Source organism: Variovorax sp. GW821-FHT10C12 (assembly GCF_059415405.1).
Genome location: NZ_JBWKNE010000008.1, coordinates 59,436 through 81,135 on the forward strand (window position 1 = coordinate 59,436; position 21,700 = coordinate 81,135).

Here is a 21,700-nt window from a genome sequence, read left to right on the forward strand (position 1 = left end):
CCTGAGAGAAATCCTGTCGATGTCGACCCTTCACGCCGATCCGCGCGCCGTGGCCTGCGCATCGTTCTGGCAAGCCTTGAGCGACAAGCTCGAGAGCCTGCAGTCCTTGTCCGGCCACGCGCTGGTGGGTGAATTGAATGCGCTGCTGCAGCCCTTCTTTCCGAACCTGGCGGCCGAAGTGCTGGGCGACCCGCCGGCTTTCACGCTCGTGCTGACAGCGCACGGCGCCGAAGACGATTTCGAGGACCTCATGGCGCTGGTGCACAGCGCGCCCGCGTTGCCGCAGGTCGAGGTGGAGGCCTTCCGGCAGCGCATGCGCGAAGGTTTCAGCATGCGCATGAACGACTTCGAACTGGCCAGCGCGGACGTTCTCGTGAAGCACGAGCCCTACAAGGGGCGGGTGGCGCTGGAGATCGGCTTTGCCAAGCCCATTCCGATGGACATGCAGGACCACGCGCGCCACATGAGTCTGATCATGCTCGATCACATCCTGGGCGAGTACGACTTCGCCGTGAAGGTCGGGCCGGTCGATCACGTCGAGGCCGATGCGCAAGCGGATTTCGATGGCGTGCCGCTCGACGGCTTCGTGTCTCTGTTCGATGCGTGCTGGCGCGAGGACCTGGGCCACACCGGCGTGTTTCCCTCAGGCGAGCACGGCTGGTCGGGCCTGACCGCCACGCGCACCGCCGAGGACGGCAGCGAGGTCGAGGCGGTCGTGATGCGAAACGACGCCGCGAATGCACTGCTCGGGCGCGCCGACCTGGGGCATCGGCTTTCGGCTGCCGTCCCCGTCGAATCGGGCGAAGAGCTGGACGAGGCCCGTGTCTACGAAGACCGGCTGACCGCGCTGCTGCAGACGCACGGCGAAGGCTGCTGCACGCACATCGTGCTGGAGGAGGGCGTTCGCACCGTGCACTTCCATGTGGCCGATCCGCAGGCGGCCATCGCGCATGCGCAATCGGTTCAGGAAGCGTTGGAGTTGCCGGTGACGCTGGCCCTGGCCTTCGACCCGACCTGGAAGTCGTACCGCACCTGGCTGGCCTGAGCGCGGCCGGGCCCTCGGTGCGGCGTCAGTAGCGCGTCTGGCTCAGCTCGGCGAACAGCTCGCCGTAGATCTTGTAGCGTGAGGCGCTGATCGGTCCGGGTTGCGTCGCCGTTTCGACGTTCGAGATCACGCCGCAGCCGGGTTCGTGCAGGTGGGTGCAGTTGTAGAACTTGCAGTCGCCCGTGTGCTCGGCGATGTCGGGCATGAGGCCGGCGAGCTGCATCGGCTCGATGTGGTTCAGGCCGAATTCCTGGAAGCCCGGCGAGTCGATGAGGCCCGTGGTGCGGGCCTCGTCGATCCAGTACCAAGTGGTGCTGGTGGTCGTGTGCTTGCCCGAGTTGAGCGCCTGCGAAATCTCTTGCGTCAGCACGCTCGCACCGGGCACCAGCAGGTTGGTGAGCGTGCTCTTGCCCGAGCCCGACGGGCCGAGCACCAGGGTCGACTTGCCCGCCAGCAGCTTCATCAACGAGGCGTAGTCCGCCTCGCCCGAGGCCTTGAGCGACAGCGGCAGCACGCCATGGTGCATGCGGCGATAGGGCGCCAGCTTGGCCCAGGCGCGCGCAAAGGGCTCGACGAGGTCGCTCTTGTTGAGCGCGATGATGGGCGTGATGCGTTGGGCCTCGGCCGCGATCAGCGCGCGCGCCAACTGGTGTTCGGAGAACTCCGGCTCGGCCGCGATCAGGATCAGCACATGGTCGAGGTTGGCCGCGAACGACTTGGTGCGGATCTCGTCCTGCCGGTAGAAGAGGTTGCGGCGCGGCAGCACCTCTTCGATGGTGCCTTCGTCTTCGGTGGCCTGCCAGCGCACGCGGTCGCCGACCACGGCCTGGCTCTTCTTGCCGCGCGGGTGGCAGATCAGCCGCTCGCCCGTGGGCGTTTCGACGAGGCAGTGACGCCCGTGGCTGGCGACGACGAGGCCGTCGTGGTGCGCCTTCCCCGTGTTGTGTGCTGCGGGGGTGAAGGCGGCGCGGCCCGGCTTAGCCACAGGCGTGTGTCCTCATGCGGCGGGGCTCGCAACCAGCGCGTCGGCCTGCCGGGCGCAATCGAAATCCGTGATCGAGAGACCGTTCACGTCGTGCGTGTTGAAGCGCACCACGCAGCGGTTGTAGTGCACCGACAGGTCGGGGTGGTGGTCCTGCGTGTGGGCCACCATGGCCAGTGCGTTCACGAAGGCGATGGTCTCGAAGTAGTTCGCGAAGGTGAAGGTCTTCTCGATCGCGACATTGGCGCCGTCGCCGGTGAGCTTCCAGCCGTCGAGTTGGGCCAGGCCCGAGACGATCTCGGTGGCGCTCAGGGCCTTGCGGGCCGGGAGGTTTTTCCAGTCCTTGGGTTTGAACATGCTGCTCATGAGGGGCTTCGCTGAAATAGGGGGTCGAGGATCACGCCGCGGCCATGCGCGCAAGGCGCTCGGAGGCGGGCGGGTGGGAGTAGTAGAACTTGACGAACACCGGGTCGGGCGTGAGCGTCGAGGCGTTGTCCTGGTAGAGCTTGAGCAGGGCGGCCGACAGGTCGGCGCCGCTGGTCTGCGCCACGGCGTAGGCGTCGGCCTCGAACTCGTGCTTGCGCGACAGGCGCGCCGGCAGCGGGGCGACGAAGAAGCTGAACACCGGCACGGCCAGCATGAACAGCAGCAGCGCCAGCGCGTTGTTGGGCGCGGCCGGCGACAGGTTGGGCTGCACGCCCAGGCCGGCGTAGAACCAGACCTGGGTCGACACCCAGCCCAGCAATGCGAAACCGGCGAGGCTCAGCGCGAACATCGCGATGAGTCGCTTCACGATGTGGCGGTGCTTGAAGTGGCCGAGTTCGTGCGCGAGCACGGCTTCGACTTCGCCGGCGTTGAGCTGGCGCAGCAGCGTGTCGTAGAACACCACGCGCTTGCTGGCGCCGAAGCCGGTGAAGTAGGCATTGGCGTGCGCGCTGCGCGTGCTGCCGTCCATCACGAACAGGCCCTTGGCGGCGAAGCCGCAGCGCTTCATGAGCGCCGTGACGCGCGCCTTGAGCGTCGGGTCGTCCAGCGGCTTGAACTTGTTGAACAGCGGCGCGATGAAGGTTGGGTAGATCAGCATCAGCAGCAGGTTGAAGCCCATCCACGCGCCCCAGGCCCAGAGCCACCACAGCGTGCCGGCCGCGCCCATGAGCCACAGGATGAGCGCCGCGATCGGCAGCCCGATCAGCGCGCCGAGCAGCGTCGACTTGACGGCGTCGGTGAGCCAGAGCTTCCAGGTCATCTTGTTGAAGCCGAAGCGCTCCTCGAGCCTGAAGGTCTGCCACAGCGTGAACGGCAGTTCCAGCAGGCCGCCGATGAGTGCAAAGGCCGCCAGCAGCGCCAGTTGCTGCACCATGCCGCCGCCCAGCCACACCAGCAGCAGCTTGTTCAGCATGTCGAGCCCGCCGAGCAGCGTCCAGCCCAACAGCAAGGCGGCGCCCCAGGCCATCTCGATGAGCCCGAAGCGCGCCTTGGCGATGGTGTAGTCGGCGGCCTTCTGGTGCGCGGCCAGCGTGATGGTCTGCGCGAAGGCGGCCGGCACGGCGCCGCGGTGGCGCGCCACATGGCGCACCTGGCGGGTGGCCAGCCAGAACTTCACGAGCAGGCCCGCCACGAGCGCCGCCGCGAAGGCAAGGGTGAAGATGAGCGAGTAAGACATCATGAAGCGGCGAGTTTAGTCCCCGGTATATCGGGGCGCAGGCCTTCGACGACAATCCTGCGATGCCCGAATCCCTTGACCCGACGCCCCCCGCAGCCGCCCCCACCCTGAAGAAAAGCGACCAGAACCTGGTCTGGCTCGACTGCGAAATGAGCGGCCTCGACCCCGAGAAAGAGCGCCTGCTCGAGATCGCCGTGGTCGTCACCGGCCCCGACCTCACGCCCCGCATCGACGGCCCCGTGCTCGTCATTCACCAGAGCGACGCCGTGCTCGACGCCATGGACGCCTGGAACAAGGGCACCCACGGCCGCAGCGGCCTGATCGACAAGGTGAAGGCCTCCACGCTGGACGAAGCCGCGGCCGAGCAGCAGCTGCTCGAATTCATCGCCAAGTACATCCCCAGGAGCGGCTCGCCGATGTGCGGCAACACCATCGGGCAGGACCGGCGTTTCTTGGTCAAGTTCATGCCCAAGCTCGAGGCGTACTTCCACTACCGCAACCTCGACGTCAGCACCCTCAAGGAGCTGGCCAAGCGCTGGAAGCCCGCGGCCTACACCGCCTTCAAGAAGCAGCAGGCGCACACCGCGCTGGCCGACGTGCACGAGTCCATCGAGGAGCTGGCGCACTACCGGGAAACCTTCCTGCGCTTGGTGGATTGACAACAATTAGGTAAAAACCCGAAGCCGTGCCATAATCGCAGGCTTCGCTGATTTGAACGCGTCTTTGGACACAGATCAGCGTCTCTCGCATCTCCCTATCTTGCACACCGCGCCCGATCGCATCCGCTGATCAAAAAGGGCCGCAGCCTCCGACGAAAGCCGGAAGTTGAATGTCGTTGGATGGTTGATGTTTTTAACCACCAACGGGGCGCCGCCTACGGCAGCGCTCGCGTTTGAGATTGATATTCATGACCGACGCTTTTGAAGCGCAGGGCGAACTCGCGCCTGTGCAATCCGCTACCCACAACGAATTCACCGCTGTCGCGGAAACCGTGTCCGAGGCCCCGATCCTCGACGCACTGGACGCCGCAGCCCCCGAGGCCGCCGAAGCCGAAGCGCCTGCCGCGCCCAACGGTTTCATCAAGCTGGGCCTGGCCCCCGAACTGATCGCCGCCGTGGCAGACATGGGTTTCACCCAGCCGACCACCGTGCAGGAAAAGGTCGTGCCGATCGCCATGGGCGAAGCCGGTTCGGCCCGCTTCGTCGACCTGATGGTGTCGAGCCAGACCGGCTCGGGCAAGACCGCCGCCTTCCTGCTGCCCGTGCTGCACACGCTGATCAAGCGCCAGGCCGAAGCCGAAGCCGAAGCCAAGGCCGAGTTCCAGCGCCTGGCCGCTGAAGCCGCTGCCCGCGGCGAAGCGCCGCTCAAGAAGCCCAAGCGCAAGGACCCGACCAACGCCCGTCATTTCAAGGCCGCCACCCCCGGCGCCCTGATCCTGTGCCCGACGCGCGAACTCGCGCAGCAGGTTGCACACGACGCCATCGAACTGGTTCGCCATTGCCGCGGCCTGCGCGTTGCCAACGTGGTGGGCGGCATGCCTTACCAGCTGCAGATCGCCAAGCTGCAGAACGCCGACCTCGTGGTTGCCACGCCGGGCCGTCTGCTCGACCTGCAGCGCTCGCAGCAGCTCAAGCTCGACCAGGTCAAGTTCCTGGTGGTCGACGAAGCCGACCGCATGCTCGACCTCGGCTTTGCCGACGACCTGGCTGAAGTCAACCAGCTCACCATCGAGCGCCAGCAGACCATGATGTTCAGCGCCACCTTCGCGCCGCGCATCCAGCAGCTGGCCCAGCGCGTCATGCGCGAGCCGCAGCGCATCACCATCGACAGCCCGCAAGAGAAGCACGCCAACATCAAGCAGTCGCTGTACTGGGCCGACAACAGCCAGCACAAGCGCAAGCTGCTCGACCACTGGCTGCGCGACACCAGCATCAACCAGGCGATCGTGTTCGCCAGCACGCAAGTCGAGTGCGACGGCCTGGCCAACGACCTGCAGCAAGAAGGCTTCAGCGCTGTCGCGCTGCACGGCGCCCTGAGCCAGGGCCTGCGCAACCGCCGCCTGATGGCACTGCGCCAGGGCCAGGTGCAGATCCTGGTGGCCACCGACGTTGCCGCCCGCGGCATCGACGTGCCGACCATCACCCACGTCTTCAACTTCGGCCTGCCGATGAAGGCCGAGGACTACACCCACCGCATCGGCCGCACCGGCCGTGCCGGCCGCGATGGCCTGGCCATCACGTTCGCCGAGTTCCGCGATCGCCGCAAGATCATGGACATCGAGCAGTACAGCCGCCAGCAGTTCAAGGCGGAAGTGGTTGCCGGTCTCGAGCCGCAACAGCGCATGCCGCAATCGCGTCCCCCGATGGGCGAGTACCGCGGCGGCCGCGGCGACAACTTCTCGCGCGATCGCAAGTTCGGCAATGGCGGTGCAGGCGGCGGCGGTGGCTACCGCGGCAACAACAACGGCGGCGGCTATGCCGGCGCCAGCGGCTTCAACGACCGCAACGCACGCGGCCCGGCCCAGGGCCAAGGCCCGCGCGGCTTCCAGGGCGGCCAGAACGCCGGCTTCGGCGGCGGCCGTGACGAAGGCGGCAATGGCGGCGGCTACGGTCGCAAGCCGGGCTGGGGCGACAGCGCCCCGCGCGGCGGCCACGGCCATGGCGGCGGTCGCGGCGACGGCGGTTTCGCACCCCGTGAAGGCTTTGCGCCCCGCGAAGGTTTCGCACCGCGCGGCAACGGCGCCGGTCACGGCGGCCCGGGCAAGGTGTTCGTGCCCCGCGACGCGCAAAAGCGTGCGTTCAAGCCCAGCCGCTGATCGCCCCCGCAAGCGGCCCTGAAAAGGGCTGCTTCCCCCCAAAAAGCCCGCGCTTCTCACGAACGCGGGCTTTTTCGTTGTCGGGTTTCCGAGCACTCCGGCGCCCATGAAGTTGGTTGACACCTGAATCGATGAAAAGTAATGTAATAGTGCATTGCTTCTCCCCGGTCCGTTCGCGGCTGCCGGTTCATCGACACCTGTTCTCGACTTTCGATCATGAAAATTGCGATTCTTGGGGGGGGCCACGGCGCCTATGCGGCCGCTGCGGACCTGTCTGAAACCGGCCATGAAGTGCGCCTGTGGCGCCGCGACGCCGCCGCGCTCGAACCCGTCGTGCAGGCCGGCGCGATCACGCTGAAAGACGCCGCCGGGGCGCGCGAGGTGCCCATTGCGCTCGCCACCGCCGACATCGGGGCCGCGCTGAAGGGCGCCGAACTCATCGTCATTCCCACGCCCGCCATCGCCCAGCACGACATCGCGCTGGCCATGGCGCCGCACCTGGTCGACGGCCAGGTCGTGTTCCTGCCGCCGGGCACCTTCGGCAGCTACGTGATGGCGCAGGCGGTGAAGGCCGCCGGCAACCGCGCCGACGTGGCCTGGGCCGAGACCGGCACCTTGCCGTACCTTGCGCGCAAGCACGGCGAGCGCGAGGTCAATGTCACCATCCGCGCGATCCGCCTGCCCACCGGCGTCTACCCGGCGCGCAAGGAGGCGCAGGCGATCGAGGTCATCCGCCGCGCCTACCCGGCCGTGCACGGCTGCGGCGACGCGCTGTCGGGCGCGTTGATGAACGCCGGCCCCGTCATCCACCCGCCGCTGATGGTGATGAACGCCGCGCCGCTGCAGCACTTCGAGCGCTGGGACATCCACAACGAAGGCACGCAGCGCGCTGTGCGCGACGTGACCGACCGGCTCGACCGCGAGCGCATGGCCGTGCGCGAGGCCTTCGGGCAGGGCGCGCCGCACTATCCGCTGGCCGACCACTACAACAACGACCAGTGGATGTACGGCGATGCGCACAAGCAGCTCGTCAAGTCGGGCGACTGGCGCGAGAACATCGACCTGCACACGCACCGCTACATCACCGAAGACACCGAACTCGGCCTGGCCTTCCTGGCCTCGGCCGCGCGCCATGCGGGCGTGGATGCGCCCATTGCGCACGGCCTGCTGGCCATCGTCGGCGGCTTCCTCGGGCGCGACCTGCGCCAGGGCCCGCGCACCTTCGAAAGCCTGGGCCTGGCCAGCCTGAGCGCGAGCCAGCTCAAGCAGAGGCTGCACGATGGCGAATGAGCCCGCGCCGCCGCGCTTTGCCGCCGTGGGCGCCGGCCGCATGGGGCGCGGCATCGCCATCGCGTTCGCCTATGCGGGCCACCGCATCGCGCTGATCGACCTGCGCCCGCGCACGCCCGAGGCCTGGCAGCGCTTGCGCGGCGAGGCGCAAGCGGAAATCGCGGCGAGCCTTTCCGGCCTTGCGCAGCTCGGCGTGATCGACGCCTCGCAGGTCGAACGCATCGCCGCGCGCGTGGACTTCGTGAACGCAGCAGAAGCACCGCGCGTACTGGCCGCCGCCGAGCTGGTGTTCGAAGGCGTGCCCGAAACCATGGACGCCAAGCGTGAGGCCTTCGAGCAGCTCAACCGCCATTGCAGCGACGACGCGATCCTCACCTCGACCACCAGCAGCATCCTCGTGACGCAGCTGGCCGCGCTGGTGCGCCGGCCCGAGCGCTTCCTGAACATGCACTGGCTCAACCCGGCCTACGTGATCCCCGTGGTCGAGCTGAGCTGCCACCCCGGCACCGACGCCGGCGTGCTTGCGCGCACCAAGGCACTGATGGAGGCCATCGGCAAGCTGCCCGTGGTCTGCGGCGCCTCGCCGGGCTACATCGTGCCGCGCCTGCAGGCGCTCGTGATGAACGAGGCGGCCCGCATGATCGAAGAAGGCGCTGCCACAGCGGAAGAGATCGACAAGGCCACGCGCTACGGCCTGGGCCTGCGCTTCGCGGCGCTCGGCGTGGTCGAGTTCATCGACTTCGGCGGCTGCGACATCCTGCACCATGCGAGCCGCGAGATGTCGGCCTCGCTCGACGCGGGCCGCTACACCGCGCCGGCCATCGTCGGGCGCATGGTCGAGGAAGGGCGGCTGGGCCTCAAGACCGGCAGCGGCTTCTACGACTACGCGGGCCGCGACACCGCCGCCTACCGCCGCGACGTGCTCTCGCGCACGCTCGGCGAACTGAAGCACGCCGGCCTGTGGCGTGCGCCGGCCGACGAGACGCTGTCATGACGATCCGCCGCGCCTTCGCCGACCTGTCGGTGGGGCAGGTGCACCACGCCATGTGCGGCGACGCGCAGGCGCCGGCCGTGCTGCTGCTGCACCAGTCGCCGCGCAGCTGGGCCGAGTACCGCGAGGTGCTGCCGCTCGTTGCCGGCGCGGGCTACCGCACCATCGCCATGGACACGGCGGGCTTCGGCGATTCGGCCGACGGCGGCGTGCCGGCAAGCATTGCGCAGTGGGCGCGCGTCGCGTGCGAGCTGCTCGATGCGCTCGGCATCGCGCAGGCCGACGTGGTGGGGCACCACACCGGCGGCGTGATCGCGATCGAGCTGGCCGCTGCGTTTCCCGAGCGCGTGCGCAGCCTCGTGCTCTCGTCCACGCCGTACACCGACGAGGTGTTTCGCCGCGCCCGCGCGCAGCGTCCGCCCATCGACGAAGTGGCGCCCAGTGACGACGGCAGCCACCTCGCCGCGCTGTGGCAGAAGCGGCAGGCCTTCTATCCGCCGGGGCGGCCCGACCTGCTCGAGGCCTTCGTGCGCGATGCGATGAAGGTCGGCCACCGTGTCGAAGAAGGGCACCGCGCCGTGGCTTCGTACTGCATAGAAGAGCGCATCGGCCGCGTGACGCAGCCGACGCTCATCGTGCGCGCCACGCTCGACCCGTTCGCCGCGCCGCATGCGGCAGAGCTGCAGCATCAACTGCCGCAGGCGCGCATCGTCGACATCGACGGCGGCATGGTGCCCTTGCCCGACCAGATGCCCGAGGCCTTCGCGCGCACGGTGCTCGACTTTCTGGCGACACGGCCATGAAGGCCGTTCGCATCCATGGCTTCGATGCGGTGCCGGTGCTCGAAGACGTGGCCGAGCCCGTGGCGCGACCCGGTCGCACCCTTGTGCGCATGCAGGCCGCCACCGTCGGCCACATCGACCGCACCGTGTGGCAAGGCCGCTTCCTGCGGCATCCGCCGTTGCCGTACACGCCGGGCGTGGAGGCTGCGGGCGTTGTCGTCGCGAGCGAGCGGTATGCAGAAGGGCAACGCGTGTGGTTGCGCGGCAGTGGCTTGGGCACGCTGTTCGACGGCACCTGGTGCGAGCTGATCGATGCACCCGACGACGCACTCGGTGTATTGCCCGATGCCGTGCCGATGACGCTCGGCGCTGCGTTCTTCTCGCCCACCACATCGGCCTGGGTGGCCTTGCATGAGGTCGCCCGATTGCAGCCTGGAGAGCAAGTGTTGGTGACGGGCGCAAGCGGCGCGGTGGGTTCTCTGGTGATGCAGCTGGCACACGATGCAGGCTGCGCCGCGACGCCTGTCGATCCGAAAGCCGCACCGCCTGAAGTCGCCAGCGCCGACCTGCTCATCGACACCGTCGGCGGCGATGTGCTCGCCGCCGCCTTGCCGGCCGTGCGCCCCGGCGGTCGCGCCGTGCTGGTCGGCTACACCGCCGGCCCCACGCTGCAGCTGGACATCGCGCACTTCCTGCAGCGCGACGTGGCGCTGTTGCCGCTCAACATGTTCCGGCGCGAAGCCGCAGGCCGCGCAGCCGCTCCAGAGTTGCTTGCGCGGCTGGCCGACGGCCGCCTGCACCTCGACGTGCAGCCCTTCCCGCTCGCCGATGCAGCCCTCGCACTCGACTGGATCGCCCAACGTGGCCATCGCGGCCGCGCGGTGCTCGTGCTTTAGTCAGACCTCAGGCCGCACGCTTCAGTCTTCGTCCGGCACCTCGACCGGCACATGCACATGCAGGTCGATCATCTGCCGCAGCGTCTGCTTGAGCTCTTCGGCGCGTCGCAGGCCGAAGGGTTCGAGCACGCGGCGCTCGTGCTCGCGCGCCAGCTCCATCAGGTGCTCGACCGCCTTCAGCCCCGCGGGCGTGATGCGCACCAGCGTGATGCGGCGATCACTTTCATGGGGCAGGCGCTCGACCTGGCCGCGCGCTTCCATGCGGTCGAGCAGCCGCGTCACTGTCGGCTGCTTGGTCACCGTGACCTGCGCGAGTTGGCCGATGCTGACCGCGTCGCTGCCGGCCAGCGACGCCATCACGCGCCACTCCGACACCGAAAAACCCTGCTGCCGCGCCACCTCGTGGAACTCCGAAGAGATCAGCTGGCTGGCCTGCGCAAGCAGCGCGGGCAGGTAGTCATCGACGAAGCGATGCGTTTCCTTGGATGGTTCAGACATGAAGGCGCCTCCTGTTTGCCGCAGGCATGCGGATTGCATGGCTAGGGTAATTCATGATTGTGGATACATTCATTTCTAAACATTATAGGAACCGTGATGTGACCCCGGGGCCGCATCCTCCCACGAGAAAGAAGAAGGACATCCATGGCTGAGCGTTCGTTCGTCGAAGAAGTCAAGAAGCTGAGACTTACTGGTGGAGAAGTGTTCCGCGGCGAAGGCATTCTGGCCGTCACCAAGGCCCTGCTGGAGTCGGGGGTGTCGTACGTGGCGGGCTACCAGGGCGCGCCCATCTCGCACCTGATGGACGTGCTGGCCGACGCACAGGACATCCTGGCCGACCACGGCATCCGCTTCGAGAACAGCGCCAGCGAAGCCACCGCCGCTGCCACGCTGGCCGCTTCCGTCAACTACCCGCTGCGCGGCGCCGTCACCTTCAAGGCGACAGTCGGCACCAACGTGGCGTCCGATGCGCTGGCCAACCTGGCCTCGGGCGGCGTCACCGGCGGCGCGCTCATCATCGTGGGCGAGGACTACGGCGAAGGCTCGTCGATCATGCAGGAGCGCAGCCATGCGTTCGCCATGAAGTCGCAGATCTGGCTGCTCGATCCGCGGCCCAACCTGCCGAGCATCGTCGATGCGGTGAAGACCGGTTTCGACCTCTCGGAGGCCAGCCACACGCCCGTGATGCTGCAGCTGCGCATCCGCGCCTGCCACGTGCACGGCCACTTCATTGCCGGCGACAACAAGCGCGCCAAGTTCACGCTGAAGGAAGCGCTGGAGAACCCGCAGCGCGACGTCAGCCGCATCGTGCTGCCCCCCGCGAGCTTCGTGCACGAACAAGAGAAGGTGAAAGACCGCTGGCCCGCCGCCGTGCGCTTCATCGAAGAGCGCCAGCTCAACGAGTTCTTCTCCGAGGACGCCGACGACATCGGCATCATCGTGCAGGGCGGCAGCTACAACACGCTGCTGCGTGCGCTCGAACGCCTGGGCCTGGCCGACGTGTACGGCGAGACCCGCGTGCCGCTGTACGTGATGAACGTGGCCTACCCCGTCATCGAGAGCGAAGTCATCCGCTTCTGCGAGGGCAAGCGCGCCGTGCTCATCGTGGAGGAAGGCCAACCCAACTTCGTCGAGCAGAACCTCGCGACCATCCTGCGCCAGGCCGGCTCCACCACCGCGCTGCACGGCAAGGACATGCTGCCCGTGGCCGGCGAGTACACGACGCTCGAACTGCTCAAGGGCACGCGCACCTTCTGCGAGCGCTACGAACGCCTCGCGCCGCTGCCCGTGCCCGCACCGGTGCGCAAGGTGATTCCGCTGAAGGAAGTGGCCGCCATCGGCGTCGACGATGCGCCCGAGCCCGCGCAGCCGTCGAGCGCGCTCGGCGACGTGGTGCATTCGCGCCCGCCGGGCTTTTGCACCGGCTGCCCCGAGCGCCCGATCTTCAGCGCGATGAAGCTGGTCGAGCGCGAACTCGGTGCGCACCACGTGAGCGCCGACATCGGCTGCCACCTGTTCTCGATCCTGCCGCCCTTCAACATCGGCAACACGACGATGGGCTACGGCCTCGGCGGTGCGGGCGCTTCGGCACTCAACGCGCCCGCGGGCAAGCGCGCGATCTCGATGATGGGCGACGGCGGCTTCTGGCACAACGGCCTGACGAGCGGCGTGGCCAACGCGGTCTTCAACAAGAGCGACAACCTCACCATCATCGTCGACAACAACTACACCTCGGCCACGGGCGGGCAGGACATCCTCTCGTCCACGGCTGTCAACAAGACGCGCAGCACCGGCCACGAAATCGAGCGCGCCGTGCGCGGCGTCGGCGTCGAATGGGTGAAGACGATGCGCCGCACCTACGACGTCGCCGGCATGCGCGACGCGCTGAAAGACGCACTCACCACCACCAAGAAGGGCCCCAAGGTCCTCATCGCGCAGTCGGAGTGCATGCTCAACAAGCAGCGGCGCGAGAAGCCGCTGGTGCGCAAAGCCATCGCCGACGGCAAGCGCATGGTGCGCGACAAGTTCGGCGTCGACGCCGACACCTGCACCGGCGACCACTCGTGCATCCGCCTGTCGGGCTGCCCGTCGCTCTCGATCAAGCCCAACCCCGACCCGCTGCGCGTCGACCCCGTCGCCACCGTGCTCGACAGCTGCGTGGGCTGCGGCAACTGCGGCGACGTCTCGCACGCCGCCGTGCTGTGCCCCTCGTTCTACAAGGCGCAGGTCGTGAGCAACCCGACCGCCTGGGACCGTTTCCGCCAGCGCGTGCGCACCGCCGTCATCGGCTGGATGCAGCGCGGCGACGCGCGCCGCCGTGACGCCTATGCCTTCTGACGCCATGACGAACAAGGTTCAACCCATCAAGATCGCCATCCTCGCCATGGGCGGGGAGGGCGGCGGCGTGCTCGCCGACTGGATCGTCGACATGGGCGAGGCCAACGGCTACGTCGCCCAGACCACCTCCGTGCCGGGCGTGGCCCAGCGCACCGGCGCGACCATCTACTACGTCGAGCTGTACCCCGATGCACAGGCCCACGCCGACGGCGGGCGCCCCGTGCTCGCGCTGATGCCGCTGCCGGGCGACGTCGACGTGGTGCTCGCCTCCGAGCTCATGGAGGCCGGCCGCGCGGTGCAGCGCGGGCTGGTCACGCGCGACCGCACCACGCTCATCGCATCGACGCACCGCGTCTTCTCCATCGCCGAAAAGAGCGCCATGGGCGACGGCCGCGTCGACAGCGATCAGCTGCTCGCCCACACCGCGCGCGCCGCCAAGCGCTTCATCCGCTTCGACATGGCACAGGCCGCCGAAGCCTCGGGCAGCGTGATCAGCGCCGTGCTGTTCGGCACGCTGGCGGGCTCGGGCGTGCTGCCCTTCGGCCGCGCGCAGTTCGAGGCCACCATCGAGCGCGGCGGCGTGGGCGTGAAGCCCAGCCTCAAGGCCTTCGGTGCGGCATTCGACCGCGCCCAGGACGGCGACGACGGCGAACCCGCCAAGGTGGCACCGGCCGCCACGCCCGCACCGCAGCCGCGCCACCCGGCCGTGCGCGCACTGGTCGAGCGCGTGCAGCGCGACTTTCCGCTGCCCGCACACGACTTCCTGCTCGAAGGCGTACGCCGCCTCATCGACTACCAGGACCTGGCCTACGCCGGCCTCTACCTCGACCGCATGGCCGCTGTGGCCAAACTGCCCGACGACGCCCACCGCCTGCTGCGCGAAACCGCGCGCCACCTCGCGCTGTGGATGTCCTACGAAGACACGGCCCGCGTCGCCGCCCTGAAGACTCGCGCCACCCGCTTCGAGCGCGTGCACGGCGAGGCCGGCGTGCAGCCGGGCCAGCTGCTCGCCATCCACGAGTACATGCACCCGCGCCTGCAGGAAATCTGCGAGACGCTGCCCGGCGGCCTCGGCCGCTGGCTCATGCACTCCACGTTGCCCAGGAAGATCGTCGAGCGCTTCACGCAGCATGGCCGCGTGATCCGCACCAGCTCGCTGCGCGGCTACCTGATGCTGCGCATGGTCGCGGCCTGCAAGCGCTGGCGCCGCTCGACGATGCGCTACGCCGACGAAAACCGCCGCATCGAAGAATGGCTGCAACGCATCGCCGCCACCGCGCCACGCAACCCCGCGCTCGCCGTCGAACTCGCCCAGTGCCAGCGCCTGGTCAAGGGCTACAGCGACACGCACGAGCGCGGCCTGCGCAACTACGACACCGTGATGCGCGCATTCGAACGTGCGGGTGCCGCGCTGGCGCCCGCCACTCTGCGCGAACTGCGCGACGCGGCGCTGGCCGACGAACACGGCCACAAGCTGCAGGCCGCGCTGGTGCAGCACGCCTTGGCCTGAAGGGACCCGAACCATGACCGCCCCCACGCTCCAGCTTCGCGTCGCCGAAGCGCGCGCCCTCAACCCGCTGATCCGCCTGCTGCGCCTGCGCGCTGAAGACGGCCGCGCGCTGCCCGGCTTCGCCGCCGGCGCGCACATCCGCGTGCAGGTGACGCTGGCCGACGGCACCACCGACTGGCGCCACTACTCGCTCATCAACTTCGCCACCGAGCGCAACGCCACCAACGCACCGACCGACTACGTGATCGCCGTGCGCAAGGAGGCCGACGGCCGCGGCGGCTCGCGCTTCATGCACGAAGGGCTGACCGAGGGCAGCGTGCTCACCATCGAGCCGCCGAAGAACGACTTTCCGCTGCACACCGGCCCGGGCGGCACGGTGCTGGTGGCCGGCGGCATCGGCGTGACACCGCTGGCGTCGATGGCCGCGCGCCGCCGCGCCGAAGGCGCCGCCGTGCGCATGCACTACGCCGGCCGCAGCCGCGACCTGATGGCCTTCCTGCCCGAGCTGCAGGCGCTGCTGGGCGACGACCTGCGCGTGCACGCCGACGCCGAGGCCGGTGCACCGCTGGACATCGACGCGCTGCTCGACGCCGTGCCCGCCGGCGACCGCCTCTACGTGTGCGGTCCCAAGGTCATGCTCGACGCCGTGCTCGCGCGCACCCAGGCCCGCGGCTGGGAACACGACCGCGTGCACTTCGAGCTCTTCACCGAACCCGTCGTGGAGGAGGGCGACCGGCCCTTCGAGGTGGAGCTTGCCCAGTCGGGCCAGCGCTTCACCGTGCCGGTCGGCCAGAGCATCCTCGACTGCCTCATCGAACACGGCTGCGACCCGATGTTCGACTGCAAGCGCGGCGAATGCGGCGTGTGCGCCGTGCCCGTGATCGAGGGCGAGATCGACCACCGCGACTACGTGCTCACCGCCCGCGAGAAGGCGGAAGGCACCGTCATGCAGATCTGCATCTCGCGCGCCAAGGGAGCGCGCCTGGTGCTCGACCTCTGAGAAAAGCCAGCCAGGAAGGAGCCAGGAGAACCATGCCTTCGTACCGAGACAACCCCGATGCCGTTCGCGCGCTCGTGCAGAACGACCGCGTACACCGCGACCTGTACACCAGCCAGGAGCTCTTCGAGCTGGAGCAGGAGCACTTCTTCGCCAACACCTGGAACTACGTCGGCCACGAGAGCCAGCTGCCGAAGTCGGGCGACTGGATCACCAACGAGATCGCGGGCCGCCCGCTGATCGTCGTGCGCCACAGCGACGGCAGCGTGCGCGTCATGATGAACCGCTGTGCCCACAAGGGCTCGCGCCTGGTGAACGGGCCCTGCGGCAACACCGGCAAGTTCTTTCGCTGCCCGTACCACGCCTGGACCTTCAAGACCGACGGCGCGCCGCTGGCCATTCCGCTGAAGACCGGCTACGAGCACACGCAGCTGCACGAGTGCGAGTCGGGCAAGGGCCTCACCCCCGTGAAGCACGTGCGCAGCCACCGCGGCTTCATCTTCGTGAAGATCAACGACGCCGGCCCCGACTTCGACGCGTATTTCGGCGATTCGCTGAGCTCCATCGACAACATGGCCGACCGCTCGCCCGAGGGCGAACTCGAAATCGCCGGCGGCTGCCTGCGCTTCATGCACCAGTGCAACTGGAAGATGTTCGTCGAGAACCTCAACGACACCATGCACCCCATGGTGGCGCACGAGTCGTCGGCCGGCACCGCCAAGCGCATGTGGGCCGACAAGCCCGAGGACGAACCCAAGCCCATGGCCGTGGAGCAGTTCGTGCCCTTCATGTCCGACTACAAGTTCTTCGAGGACATGGGCATCCGCACGTACGACCACGGCCACAGCTTCACGGGCGTGCACTTCAGCATCCACAGCAAGTACAAGGCGATCCCCGAGTACGACGACGCCATGAAGGCGCGCTACGGCGAAGAGAAGACGGCGCAGATCCTGGGCATGGCGCGGCACAACACCGTGTACTACCCGAACCTCACGATCAAGGGCGCGATCCAGGCGATCCGCGTGGTCAAGCCCATCTCGGCCGACAAGACCCTCATCGAGAGCTGGACCTTCCGCCTCAAGGGCGCGCCGCCCGAGCTGCTGCAGCGCACCACCATGTACAACCGCCTCATCAACTCGCCGTTCTCGGTGGTGGGCCACGACGACCTGCAGGCCTACCGCGGCATGCAGGCCGGCCTGCACGCCAGCGGCAACGAGTGGGTGAGCCTGCACCGTGACTACGACGCATCGGAGTTGAAGGGCGGCGAGATCACCACGGGCGGCACCAACGAGCTGCCCATGCGCAATCAATATCGCAGCTGGGTGCAGCGCATGACGGAGACGATGTAATGGCCGCCGTCAATATCACCCGCCAGGACCTCGTCGACTTCGTCGTCAACGAAGCGCGCCTGCTCGACACCCGCCGCTACGAGGAATGGAACGCACTCTTCACCGACGACGCGTTCTATTGGATTCCGCTCGTGCCCGACCAGGAAGACGGCCTGAACCACACCTCGCACCTGTACGAGGACAAGCTGCTGCGCGAGCTGCGCATCGAGCGCCTGAAGAGCCCGCGCGCGTTTTCGCAGCAGCCCCAAAGCCGCTGCCACCACCTGCTGCAGGTGCCCGTGGTCGAGACCTTCGACACCGAGGCCCAGCGCTTCGTGGTGCGCACCGAGTTCCACTACACCGAGTCGCAGGGCGACGAGCTGCAGTTCTACGTCGGCACCTTCTTCCATCACCTCACGGTGCAGGACGGCGCGCTGCGCATGACGCTCAAGCGCGTCGACCTGCTCAACTGCGACGCGGCGCTTCCGGCCGTGCAGCTCTTCATCTGACAGGGACGCGATGACCCACGCCACCGTCCACCAGGTGTTCGCCGCCACGGCCGCGCGCACCCCGCAGGCCGAATTTCTCTTCACCGAATCGGTGACCGCCGCCGCCTACGGCATCGCCGCCGGCGCCATCCGCTGGGGCGAAGCCGCCGCAGAAATCGAGCGGCTGCGCAGCGCCTACGCGCAGGCCGGCTACGGCCACGGCCACCGCGTTGGCCTGCTGCTGGAGAACCGGCCCGCCTTCATCTTCCACTGGCTCGCGCTGAACGCGTTGGGCGCGAGCGTGGTGCCGATCAACGCCGAGATGCGCTCGGCCGAGCTGGTCTACCTCATCGGCCACAGCGAGATCGGCCTGGCCGTCACGCTGCCCGAGCGCGCCGCCGACCTGCAGGCCGCCGCCGCGCAAGCCGGCGTGGCCTTCGAGACCATGGGCCCCGACGATGCCGTACCACCCGCGAAGACCGCCGCGCCGCGCGCCGGCGAGCCCGTGGGCACCGACACCGAATGCGGCCTGCTCTACACCTCGGGCACCACCGGCCGGCCCAAGGGCTGCATCCTGAGCAACGCGTACTTCCTGCGCGCGGGCGAGTGGTATGCGGCGCTGGACGGCGTGTGCAGCATCCGTCCCGATGCCGAGCGCGTGATCACGCCGCTGCCGCTCAACCACATGAACGCGATGGCGTTCTCGACCATGGTCGTGCTCATTGCCGGCGGCTGCCTCGTGCAGCTCGACCGCTTCCACCCGAAGAGCTGGCTGGCCAGCGCGAAGGAAAGCGGCGCGACCATCGTCCACTACCTGGGCGTGATGCCCGCGATGCTGCTGTCGGCACCCGCGTCGGCGGCCGACCGCGACCACGCGATCCGCTGGGGCTTCGGCGCCGGTGTCGACCGCAAGAACCACGCGCCCTTCGAGGAGCGCTTCGGCTTCCCGCTGGTCGAGGCCTGGGCCATGACCGAGACCGGCGCGGCCGCCTGCATCATGGCCAACCGCGAGCCGCGCCTCGTGGGCACCAGCTGCTTCGGACGGCAGGAAGACTTCGTCGAGATCCGCCTCATGGGCGAGGACGGCAGCGACGTGGGCACCGACATGCCCGGCGAACTGCTGGTGCGCTCGGCCGGTGCCGACCCGCGCCGCTATTTCTTCTCCGGCTACCTGAAGGACGAAGAAGCCACGCGCGAAGCCTGGGCCGACGGCTGGTTCCACACCGGCGACCTCGTGCGCCGCGACGCCGACGGCAACTTCTTCTTCGTCGATCGCAAGAAGAACGTGATCCGCCGCAGCGGCGAGAACATCTCGGCCGTCGAGGTCGAGAGCGTGCTCAACCAGCACCCGGCCGTGAAGACCTCGGCCGTGGCCGCCACGCCCGATGCGGTGCGCGGCGACGAAGTGCTGGCCTGCATCGTGCTGCGCGAAGACACCGGGGTGGCGCAACGGGAAGCGATCGCGGCCAGCATCGTCCAGCATGCGCTGGCGCAGCTGGCGTACTACAAGGCGCCCGGCTACGTGGCCTTCGTCGACGCGCTGCCGCTCACGCCTTCGCAGAAGATCCAGCGCGGTCAGCTGCGCGAGATGGCGCAGACGCTGCCGGGCCAGGGCCATTGCATCGACACGCGCTCCATGAAAAAGAGGCAGGCATGACCAAGCGACGGCTCTCTTACGAAGGCGTCGCGGTCGCGGTGCCCGTCACCGTGCCCTACGTGCGCTACTCCACGCGCACCGCGCACTGGTTCGTCGGCCAGGCCATCGACGCGCTGGTGCAGGCCAGCGGCGTGGCCAAGGAACAGATCGACGGCCTGTGCCTGAGCAGCTTCTCGCTCGCGCCCGACACGGCCGTGGGCGTCACGCAGCACCTGGGCCTGTCGCCGCGCTGGCTCGACCACATGCCCACCGGCGGTGCCTCGGGCGTGATGTGCCTGCGCCGCGCCGCGCGTGCCGTGCAGGCGGGCGATGCCGACATCGTCGCCTGCGTGGGCGCCGACACCAACCACGTCGACTCCTTCCGCCAGACGCTGGGCAGCTTCAGCAACTTCGCGCGCGACGCCAGCTACCCCTACGGCTCGGGCGGCCCGAACTCGATCTTCGCGTTCATCACCGCCAACTACATGCGCACCTACGGCGCCACGCGCGAAGACTTCGGCTGCATCTGCGTGGACCAGCGCACCAACGCGCTGGGCAACCCGAACGCCATGTTCAAGAAGGGCCTCACGCTCGACGAGTACATGGCCGCGCGGCCCATCTCCGACCCGATCCACCTGTTCGACTGCGTGATGCCCTGCGCGGGCGCCGACGCCTTCCTCGTGATGAGCGAGGAGCGCGCGCGCGACCTGGGCCTGGCGCACGTCGTGATCCGCGGCGCCATCGAGCGCCACAACGCCTACGCCGAAGACCCGGTGATGGTGCAGGGCGGCTGGCGCAAGGACCGCGACGACCTCTATGCCCAGGCCGGCGTGCAGCCCGCCGCGCTCGACTTCGTGCAGACCTACGACGACTACCCCGTCATCGTGATGATGCAGTTCGAGGACCTGGGCTTCTGCGAGAAGGGCGAGGGCTCGGCCTTCGTGCAGGCGAACACCATGACCTTCGACGGCAGCTTTCCGAACAACACCAGCGGCGGCCAGCTCTCGGCCGGGCAGGCCGGTGCGGCGGGTGGTTTCCTCGGCATGGTCGAGGCGATCCGCCAACTGACCGACCAGGCCGGCGCCCGCGCCGTACCCAATGCCCAGCTGGGCCTTGTCGCCGGCTTCGGCATGGTGACCTACGACCGCTGCCTGTGCACAGGCGCCGTCATCCTCGGGAGACCCGCATGACGATGCCCATGATGCGCCCCCCGCGCAAGAACCCGGTGCTGCGCACCCGGCAGATGAACCTGCCGCCCGGCGCACGCGGCCGCGTCGCGCTCGGCCTCACGGCCGCCGCCGCCGAAGGCCGCTTCGAGCTGCAGACCTGCGAGGACTGCGGCACGGTGCAGTACCCGCCGCGCGAGGTCTGCCACAAGTGCCTGTCGTCGGCGCTGCGCTGGCGCCAGCAGAGCGGCGAGGGCGCGCTGCTCGGCAGCACCACGCTGCACCACAGCAACGACCTGTTCTTTCGCGAGCGGCTGCCCTGGCGGCTGGGCCTGGTGCACCTGGATGCCGGCCCGACGCTCATGGTCCACCTGCACGGCGAGGTCGGCGATGCGCCCACGCGCGTGCGTGTCGGCGCCCGGCTCGACCGCGCCGGCCAGGCCGTCCTCATTGCTTTTCCGACTGAAGGGAGTCCCCACATGGCCGACGACAAGATGCTGCGCGAAATGACCAGCGACCCGAAGTTCCGCAAGGTGCTGGTGACCGACGGCAAGACCGAGACGGGCCAGGCCCTCGTGCGTGCGCTGGTGAAGGCCGGTGCCGACATCGTCTGGGTCGGCCATGCCGAGCCGTGGAAGAAGATGGGCGACGGGCTGGACGACATCTCGGCCCTGCCGCAGGTCACGCTGGTGCCGCTGGACCTCACCAACGGCCGCCAGGTGACCGAGCTGGCCGGCTCCATCGGCGGCAAGGTCGACATCGTGATCAACAACGCCGAGGTGCACCGCACCTTCGGCATCGGTGCGCGGCGCGGCACCGACGTGGCCAAGGCCGAGATGGACATCAACTACTTCGGCCTGCTGCGCCTGGCGCAGGAGTTCGGCCCCGCGCTCAAGGGCCGCTCGGCCGACGGGGCCACGGGCGCGACGGCGTGGGTCAACCTGCTGTCGATCTACGCGCTGAGCAACTTCCCGCCGCACGGCACCTTCAGTGCCTCGAAGGCCGCGGCGCATTCGCTGGCGCAGTGCCTGCGCGCCGAGATGCGGCCCGCCGGCATCCGCGTGATCAACGTGTTCCCCGGCCCCATCGACGACGAATGGAACCAGCACACGCCGCCGCCCAAGCTGGCACCCGCCACGCTGGCCAACGCCATCGTGAAGGCGCTGCGCGACGGCGTGGAAGACGTGTACCCCGGCGACGTGGCGCAGGAGTGGCTGGAGCGCTGGCGCGACAACCCCAAGGTGCTCGAACGCGAACTCGCGGCGGGCGGCTGAGC

General features: G+C 68.6%; 19 protein-coding genes. 15 read left to right on the plus strand and 4 right to left on the minus strand.

What is annotated here, in order from left to right; genetic code table 11:
- Positions 1–19: 19 nt before the first annotated feature.
- On the plus strand, positions 20–1,045 hold the full coding sequence (locus AC07OH_RS26485) for a hypothetical protein (RefSeq protein WP_495302691.1): 1,026 nt from the start codon (positions 20–22) through the stop codon (positions 1,043–1,045).
- Positions 1,046–1,070: 25 nt separating this feature from the next.
- Here the strand turns inward: AC07OH_RS26485 and rsgA are convergent, their stop codons facing one another.
- The 3 genes from rsgA to AC07OH_RS26500 are packed head-to-tail and all read right to left on the minus strand — an operon-like array spanning position 1,071 to position 3,690.
- The gene (rsgA, locus tag AC07OH_RS26490; protein ID WP_489058032.1) at positions 1,071–2,030 is read right to left on the minus strand and encodes a ribosome small subunit-dependent GTPase A; all 960 of its coding nucleotides are present in this window, start codon (positions 2,028–2,030) and stop codon (positions 1,071–1,073) included.
- 12 nt (positions 2,031–2,042) lie between these two features.
- The gene (locus tag AC07OH_RS26495) at positions 2,043–2,393 is read right to left on the minus strand and encodes a 4a-hydroxytetrahydrobiopterin dehydratase (RefSeq protein ID WP_495302692.1); all 351 of its coding nucleotides are present in this window, start codon (positions 2,391–2,393) and stop codon (positions 2,043–2,045) included.
- A 31-nt stretch (positions 2,394–2,424) separates the two neighbouring features.
- Positions 2,425–3,690, minus strand: a complete 1,266-nt coding sequence (locus tag AC07OH_RS26500; RefSeq protein WP_495302775.1) for a M48 family metallopeptidase — start codon at positions 3,688–3,690, stop codon at positions 2,425–2,427.
- A gap of 62 nt (positions 3,691–3,752) precedes the next feature.
- Between AC07OH_RS26500 and orn the strand changes: the two genes are divergently transcribed.
- From orn to AC07OH_RS26530, 6 genes are all read left to right on the plus strand, one after another.
- A complete protein-coding gene (gene orn, locus AC07OH_RS26505) occupies positions 3,753–4,349 on the plus strand; it encodes an oligoribonuclease (RefSeq protein WP_070062329.1) in 597 nt (198 codons plus the stop codon).
- A gap of 248 nt (positions 4,350–4,597) precedes the next feature.
- The gene (locus AC07OH_RS26510) at positions 4,598–6,505 is read left to right on the plus strand and encodes a DEAD/DEAH box helicase (protein ID WP_307637406.1); all 1,908 of its coding nucleotides are present in this window, start codon (positions 4,598–4,600) and stop codon (positions 6,503–6,505) included.
- A 216-nt stretch (positions 6,506–6,721) separates the two neighbouring features.
- A complete protein-coding gene (locus AC07OH_RS26515) occupies positions 6,722–7,795 on the plus strand; it encodes an NAD/NADP-dependent octopine/nopaline dehydrogenase family protein (protein ID WP_307637405.1) in 1,074 nt (357 codons plus the stop codon).
- Positions 7,785–8,789 (plus strand): 3-hydroxybutyryl-CoA dehydrogenase, encoded by a 1,005-nt coding sequence (locus AC07OH_RS26520; RefSeq protein WP_495302693.1) that lies wholly within the window; start codon positions 7,785–7,787, stop codon positions 8,787–8,789. Before AC07OH_RS26515 ends, AC07OH_RS26520 begins: the two co-directional genes overlap by 11 nt.
- Positions 8,786–9,589 carry an alpha/beta fold hydrolase gene (locus AC07OH_RS26525; RefSeq protein ID WP_495302694.1) on the plus strand — a complete coding sequence of 268 codons (804 nt, stop codon included), beginning with the start codon at positions 8,786–8,788 and terminating at the stop codon, positions 9,587–9,589. Before AC07OH_RS26520 ends, AC07OH_RS26525 begins: the two co-directional genes overlap by 4 nt.
- Positions 9,586–10,464 carry a quinone oxidoreductase family protein gene (locus tag AC07OH_RS26530; RefSeq protein WP_495302695.1) on the plus strand — a complete coding sequence of 293 codons (879 nt, stop codon included), beginning with the start codon at positions 9,586–9,588 and terminating at the stop codon, positions 10,462–10,464. The genes AC07OH_RS26525 and AC07OH_RS26530 overlap by 4 nt, the downstream gene beginning before the upstream one ends.
- Before the next feature lie 21 nt (positions 10,465–10,485).
- Here the strand turns inward: AC07OH_RS26530 and AC07OH_RS26535 are convergent, their stop codons facing one another.
- On the minus strand, positions 10,486–10,962 hold the full coding sequence (locus AC07OH_RS26535; RefSeq protein WP_062475035.1) for a MarR family winged helix-turn-helix transcriptional regulator: 477 nt from the start codon (positions 10,960–10,962) through the stop codon (positions 10,486–10,488).
- A gap of 144 nt (positions 10,963–11,106) precedes the next feature.
- Between AC07OH_RS26535 and AC07OH_RS26540 the strand changes: the two genes are divergently transcribed.
- From AC07OH_RS26540 to AC07OH_RS26575, 8 genes are read left to right on the plus strand one after another with little or no spacing between them, the layout of a single operon-like run.
- Positions 11,107–13,299, plus strand: coding sequence for a thiamine pyrophosphate-dependent enzyme (locus tag AC07OH_RS26540; protein WP_495302696.1), 2,193 nt, complete (start codon positions 11,107–11,109; stop codon positions 13,297–13,299).
- Positions 13,300–13,303: 4 nt separating this feature from the next.
- Positions 13,304–14,809 carry an indolepyruvate oxidoreductase subunit beta family protein gene (locus AC07OH_RS26545; RefSeq protein WP_495302697.1) on the plus strand — a complete coding sequence of 502 codons (1,506 nt, stop codon included), beginning with the start codon at positions 13,304–13,306 and terminating at the stop codon, positions 14,807–14,809.
- A 13-nt stretch (positions 14,810–14,822) separates the two neighbouring features.
- Positions 14,823–15,809, plus strand: coding sequence for a PDR/VanB family oxidoreductase (locus AC07OH_RS26550; RefSeq protein ID WP_495302698.1), 987 nt, complete (start codon positions 14,823–14,825; stop codon positions 15,807–15,809).
- 32 nt (positions 15,810–15,841) lie between these two features.
- Entirely contained in the window at positions 15,842–17,155 is a 1,314-nt protein-coding gene (locus AC07OH_RS26555; protein ID WP_095950543.1) for an aromatic ring-hydroxylating dioxygenase subunit alpha, read from the plus strand.
- On the plus strand, positions 17,155–17,643 hold the full coding sequence (locus tag AC07OH_RS26560; RefSeq protein ID WP_495271830.1) for an aromatic-ring-hydroxylating dioxygenase subunit beta: 489 nt from the start codon (positions 17,155–17,157) through the stop codon (positions 17,641–17,643). The genes AC07OH_RS26555 and AC07OH_RS26560 overlap by 1 nt, the downstream gene beginning before the upstream one ends.
- Before the next feature lie 10 nt (positions 17,644–17,653).
- Entirely contained in the window at positions 17,654–19,279 is a 1,626-nt protein-coding gene (locus AC07OH_RS26565; RefSeq protein WP_495302699.1) for an AMP-binding protein, read from the plus strand.
- Positions 19,276–20,448 carry a thiolase family protein gene (locus AC07OH_RS26570; RefSeq protein WP_495302700.1) on the plus strand — a complete coding sequence of 391 codons (1,173 nt, stop codon included), beginning with the start codon at positions 19,276–19,278 and terminating at the stop codon, positions 20,446–20,448. The genes AC07OH_RS26565 and AC07OH_RS26570 overlap by 4 nt, the downstream gene beginning before the upstream one ends.
- Complete coding sequence (locus tag AC07OH_RS26575) at positions 20,445–21,698, plus strand: SDR family NAD(P)-dependent oxidoreductase (RefSeq protein WP_495302701.1); 1,254 nt, start codon at positions 20,445–20,447, stop codon at positions 21,696–21,698. The genes AC07OH_RS26570 and AC07OH_RS26575 overlap by 4 nt, the downstream gene beginning before the upstream one ends.
- Positions 21,699–21,700 lie beyond the last annotated feature (2 nt).

Bases quoted from the DNA above. Each gene is read 5' to 3' on its own strand.
- AC07OH_RS26485 (WP_495302691.1), top strand. From the start codon at position 20: ATGTCGACCCTTCACGCCGATCCGCGCGCCGTGGCCTGCGCATCGTTC.
- AC07OH_RS26495 (WP_495302692.1), bottom strand. From the start codon at position 2,393: ATGAGCAGCATGTTCAAACCCAAGGACTGGAAAAACCTCCCGGCCCGC.
- AC07OH_RS26500 (WP_495302775.1), bottom strand. From the start codon at position 3,690: ATGTCTTACTCGCTCATCTTCACCCTTGCCTTCGCGGCGGCGCTCGTG.
- orn (WP_070062329.1), top strand. From the start codon at position 3,753: ATGCCCGAATCCCTTGACCCGACGCCCCCCGCAGCCGCCCCCACCCTG.
- AC07OH_RS26510 (WP_307637406.1), top strand. From the start codon at position 4,598: ATGACCGACGCTTTTGAAGCGCAGGGCGAACTCGCGCCTGTGCAATCC.
- AC07OH_RS26515 (WP_307637405.1), top strand. From the start codon at position 6,722: ATGAAAATTGCGATTCTTGGGGGGGGCCACGGCGCCTATGCGGCCGCT.
- AC07OH_RS26520 (WP_495302693.1), top strand. From the start codon at position 7,785: ATGGCGAATGAGCCCGCGCCGCCGCGCTTTGCCGCCGTGGGCGCCGGC.
- AC07OH_RS26525 (WP_495302694.1), top strand. From the start codon at position 8,786: ATGACGATCCGCCGCGCCTTCGCCGACCTGTCGGTGGGGCAGGTGCAC.
- AC07OH_RS26530 (WP_495302695.1), top strand. From the start codon at position 9,586: ATGAAGGCCGTTCGCATCCATGGCTTCGATGCGGTGCCGGTGCTCGAA.
- AC07OH_RS26535 (WP_062475035.1), bottom strand. From the start codon at position 10,962: ATGTCTGAACCATCCAAGGAAACGCATCGCTTCGTCGATGACTACCTG.
- AC07OH_RS26540 (WP_495302696.1), top strand. From the start codon at position 11,107: ATGGCTGAGCGTTCGTTCGTCGAAGAAGTCAAGAAGCTGAGACTTACT.
- AC07OH_RS26545 (WP_495302697.1), top strand. From the start codon at position 13,304: ATGACGAACAAGGTTCAACCCATCAAGATCGCCATCCTCGCCATGGGC.
- AC07OH_RS26550 (WP_495302698.1), top strand. From the start codon at position 14,823: ATGACCGCCCCCACGCTCCAGCTTCGCGTCGCCGAAGCGCGCGCCCTC.
- AC07OH_RS26555 (WP_095950543.1), top strand. From the start codon at position 15,842: ATGCCTTCGTACCGAGACAACCCCGATGCCGTTCGCGCGCTCGTGCAG.
- AC07OH_RS26560 (WP_495271830.1), top strand. From the start codon at position 17,155: ATGGCCGCCGTCAATATCACCCGCCAGGACCTCGTCGACTTCGTCGTC.
- AC07OH_RS26565 (WP_495302699.1), top strand. From the start codon at position 17,654: ATGACCCACGCCACCGTCCACCAGGTGTTCGCCGCCACGGCCGCGCGC.
- AC07OH_RS26570 (WP_495302700.1), top strand. From the start codon at position 19,276: ATGACCAAGCGACGGCTCTCTTACGAAGGCGTCGCGGTCGCGGTGCCC.
- AC07OH_RS26575 (WP_495302701.1), top strand. From the start codon at position 20,445: ATGACGATGCCCATGATGCGCCCCCCGCGCAAGAACCCGGTGCTGCGC.